At 44.9% G+C, this 3,569-nt stretch carries 6 protein-coding genes; 2 read left to right on the top strand and 4 right to left on the bottom strand.

Translation table 11 applies throughout. The features are described from left to right. The 3 genes from RMO55_RS00150 to RMO55_RS00140 form a co-directional block, all read right to left on the bottom strand. Positions 1-614: type I restriction endonuclease (locus RMO55_RS00150; protein WP_310421663.1), on the bottom strand; the 614-nt coding region annotated here is incomplete at its 3' end. Positions 615-896: 282 nt separating this feature from the next. Then, complete coding sequence (locus RMO55_RS00145; protein WP_310421660.1) at positions 897-1,298, bottom strand: transcriptional regulator; 402 nt, start codon at positions 1,296-1,298, stop codon at positions 897-899. Continuing rightward, complete coding sequence (locus tag RMO55_RS00140) at positions 1,295-1,582, bottom strand: type II toxin-antitoxin system HigB family toxin (protein ID WP_310421657.1); 288 nt, start codon at positions 1,580-1,582, stop codon at positions 1,295-1,297. The genes RMO55_RS00145 and RMO55_RS00140 overlap by 4 nt, the downstream gene beginning before the upstream one ends. Before the next feature lie 250 nt (positions 1,583-1,832). Between RMO55_RS00140 and RMO55_RS00135 the strand changes: the two genes are divergently transcribed. Both RMO55_RS00135 and RMO55_RS00130 read left to right on the top strand, forming a co-directional pair. Next, the gene (locus RMO55_RS00135) at positions 1,833-2,384 is read left to right on the top strand and encodes a DUF433 domain-containing protein (RefSeq protein ID WP_310421655.1); all 552 of its coding nucleotides are present in this window, start codon (positions 1,833-1,835) and stop codon (positions 2,382-2,384) included. Then, positions 2,368-2,799: a DUF5615 family PIN-like protein gene (locus tag RMO55_RS00130; protein ID WP_310421652.1), complete on the top strand. Its 432-nt coding sequence runs from the start codon at positions 2,368-2,370 to the stop codon at positions 2,797-2,799. The genes RMO55_RS00135 and RMO55_RS00130 overlap by 17 nt, the downstream gene beginning before the upstream one ends. Here the strand turns inward: RMO55_RS00130 and RMO55_RS00125 are convergent. Further along, a partial coding sequence (locus tag RMO55_RS00125; RefSeq protein WP_310421650.1) for a restriction endonuclease subunit S occupies positions 2,796-3,569 on the bottom strand: 774 nt, incomplete at its 5' end. The two genes, RMO55_RS00130 and RMO55_RS00125, sit on opposite strands and share 4 nt — an antisense overlap.

Below are 3,569 nucleotides of genomic sequence, written 5' to 3'. Positions count from 1 at the left end.
AGGATGCAGAAAGCGTTGGTGTGGAAGAGTTGGGGAATATCGCGTTTGTAGTCGGTGAGGTTGTCGTCGAAGGCGTTCTGGAGTTTGACGTTGGAGTTTTTGAGTTCGATGAAGACTAGGGGCAAACCGTTGATGTAGAGCCGGATATCGGGGCGGCGATCGGTCTGTTTTCCTTTAATCCAGAGTTGGGATACGGCGAGGTATTCGTTGGTTTGAGGGGCATTCTCGGCGGAGTTGAAGTCGTTAAAATCGATGACGCGCACGCGCCCATGTTCGGTTCTCCCGCGCTCGTTTTCATATTCGATCGAGATTCCATCGCGAATCAATCCATCTACAGCGCGGTTGGCGGCGATTGGAGACATCACCGAGCGGCTATCGGTGAGGATGGCTAAGGCTTTGTCGATCGCCAGTTCGGGTAGTCCAGGATTGAGGCGGAGAGTGGCGGCTTTGAGTCGATCGAATAAGATGACATCATGTTTATCGGTGCGGTTGGATCGATCGTTGAGGTCATTGGGATCGACGGTGTAGCAGTTGAGCAGTTGAAACCCGTGCTGCTGGTGCAGTTTTTGGAGAACCGCCTGTTCGATGTCGTCTTCGGAAATGAAATTGGGCATTGGGAAACCGCGATCTGTGCCGCACGGTGAAATCTGCTATGTCTATTTTGCCCTGTAGTTTAGGCATTAACAGCAAAATTCCGAATTATTCGAGAATAATCAGCGGTTGAAACCGCTGCTAGTGATGCAAAGTCCGGATGGTGCGCGGACTAACTAGGATTTATAACCCGCGTAGGCGGGTTTTGCAACATGAGCGACGATTTGCGGCTCGCGCTCGTCGGGTTTCCCGACGGTTTAGCGAGACAAGACACAATCGTGCGGTACTTGAATCGATCGCACTCATCAATCGAAAAACAGCGTCGGGGAAACCTTAAAAAACTCACCTAATGCTTTAGCCTGAGTTTTACTGATTCCGCGCTTCCCATTGAGTACCTCAGAAGCTACCCCTTGAGAACCAAATACTGGGATGAGGTCTTTTTGCTTTAGTCCTCGATCGCTGACCAATTCGGTTAAAATTTCTAAGGGAGTAGCAGGTTTGAGTTGATAGTGCCGCTCTTCAAAGCTTTCTATCAAATTTACCAAAAGTTTGAGTAATCGCTCTTGTGCAGGCGAAAGTGTCTCGCCTAGCTGCATTAATTTAGCCGCTTCTGCTAAGTAAAACTCGTTTTCTTCTTCTGTTTCGATCGCCTTCGGTTGCGTTGCTGCTAGCAACTCTGCATATTCTCGATCCAATATAGCAGTCATGATTTCCATTGCTCCTTATCGTATTCTGCATGGGTTAAGATATCTCGAACAAAAATAGTGCCGCTCCGGTAGTTGATTTCAGCTATCAATCGATAATGATTGCCCTTGATGTTGAAAACCGTATAGATACCCACCAAATCGGCTGAAGGATAAGCTTCTCTAAGCTCGACTAAATTTTGCCATTCGGCGGCTTTGGCGGTTCTGTACCAAGTATCTAGTGAGGTTTCCGAGTCTGCATGAACCTTCACGAATAGCACCAGTCTTTTTCGGCTGATTATGTGCATTTGCGTTTAGATCCGTTAATCTCAATATTATATCTCATTTTGAGATTTTAGATAGTCAGCGGTTGAAACCGCTGCTAGTGATGCAAAGTCCGGATGGTGCGCGGACTAACTAGGATTTCTAACCCGCGAAGGCGGGTTTTGCAACATGAGCAGCAGCTTTAGCTGCGCGATGGAAATCGTGCGGTAGTCGATTTTTCATAAGGTGCGGAATGTACATTATAATATTCCCTATATAGGGAAAGTTTTTGACATGAGTAAAATTTTTACACCTAACGAAGCTGCTGCTTTGATTGAGATCTCGCCCAAGCGAATTTACAAGGAGATCGAGCATCGAATTATTCCGGCTGGAACTCCCAATCGCGATCGACTTTCGTTTGGAACGCTGGTATATCTTCGCGCTCTCAAAGAGATTAATTTTGATTTTTCAGTCAGTTATCGTATCCACTTGCATGAAGCACTGCAAACGGCCTGGGAACAACAAGTTTCGACTTTAGAATTCGGTAAATTTTTCACGCTTAAAGTAAGTGAGATCGGGCAAGAACTCCAACTATTAATCGATCGATTTGAAGCTTGGAAGTCTGGGCTAGTTACTAACCCCAATATTCTCGGCGGAGAAGTTGTCTTTCCAGGTTCGCGGTTATCAGTGCAGCGAATTGGTGGCTGTTTGGCGCGAGGTGAAACCTTGGAGGTATTGCGCGAAGATTATCCTTACTTAACCGATGAAGATTTCGATTTTGCACAGATCTATGTCAAAGCTTATCCGATTCAAGGCAGACCGAAACTAGATGAAGTTTATAATTGATGAGGATTTATCGCCGCGTGTGGCGAGGTATCTTTGTCAAGAGTTTTGCTTTGTCTTGTCGCGCTTTTTAGCGGAGGAAACCTCCGCAGCGCGCGCCGCTGATGCCATCGCGGTTAGGGATAGAGGTTTACTCGGTGCAACAGATCCAGAAGTACTCGAATATGCCTTCAAGGAAGACCGCATTTTAGTGACGGCTAATATCCGAGATTTTGAGAAATTAGCCGCTGCGGTTGAGGTTCATGCTGGGATTGTCTTGATGCTGGATGGAGATTTGCTAGCAGTGGAGCAAATCGAAGTGATGGCTGCTGTAGTTCGAGTTCTCCAGGCTGAGATGGCGACAGGTAAGGATCTAGTCAATCGAGTTCTCTATATCTCCATTTCTGGGACTGCAAGATTTGAAGATTTACCGAGTTAAGCATCGGTAGTCATGCTGGGGGGAAATTGGATGTCGAGATCTTCGACGGAGAGTTTGCCAGAGATTAGGCGAGTAAGGAGTCGATCTCGTGTTTGTTTGAGAGCATCTACAGTTTTATAAAAGTTTTCTATTTGCAAATCTATTTTTTCAGCGATTCTATTAAATTCTTTAACTATATGATTGGGAGGATTTAAGATTTGGAAAGACAACAGTTCATCCTTTCCAACTGAATTAAAAATTGAGCCATTGCCGATGATATCTTCATCGGAAAAATTGTTTTTCAGAAGGTAGAATAAATATGAATTGCAGTCTTTTTTATGTCTTATTGAAGCTAGTCCTCTTCCGATAACCATTTCACAATCGGCAATATTCAATCTACCGACAGGTGCTCGAATGCTAAAAAGAATATCTCCTTTGTTAGCTAATCTTCCTTTGACAGAGCAATAGACTTCTTTTCTTGGAAATCGAGATCCATAAGTACCAACCCCTTGATGAAAAGGCAATCCATCACCTAAATTATTGTAGAACTCAGATTTTGGACTCTGACCCATTAGAAAACTAGCTATGTTCTCAAGCTTTGCCATTTCCCAACCTTCGGGGATACCTTTGTGAAATGTGACTCGATCGAATCCTGGAAAGCGCAGACGGACAAACCATTCACGGTAGATTTCCTCTGCCATTTTTTCGAGTAGGGTGATTCGTCGATCGTTATTTTCGATCAGGTCATCATAGGCAGAAAGAACCGCTGCAATCTTGTTCTGAATTGATAA

The sequence above is a fragment of the Chamaesiphon sp. VAR_48_metabat_135_sub genome (genome assembly GCF_031418915.1).
Taxonomy (GTDB): Bacteria; Cyanobacteriota; Cyanobacteriia; order Cyanobacteriales; family Chamaesiphonaceae; genus Chamaesiphon.
Note: the sequence above shows the minus strand (reverse complement) of the source record. Positions and strands in the feature narration are given on the sequence as shown.

Bases quoted from the DNA above. Each gene is read 5' to 3' on its own strand.
- RMO55_RS00145 (WP_310421660.1), bottom strand. From the start codon at position 1,298: ATGACTGCTATATTGGATCGAGAATATGCAGAGTTGCTAGCAGCAACG.
- RMO55_RS00140 (WP_310421657.1), bottom strand. From the start codon at position 1,582: ATGCACATAATCAGCCGAAAAAGACTGGTGCTATTCGTGAAGGTTCAT.
- RMO55_RS00135 (WP_310421655.1), top strand. From the start codon at position 1,833: ATGAGTAAAATTTTTACACCTAACGAAGCTGCTGCTTTGATTGAGATC.
- RMO55_RS00130 (WP_310421652.1), top strand. From the start codon at position 2,368: ATGAAGTTTATAATTGATGAGGATTTATCGCCGCGTGTGGCGAGGTAT.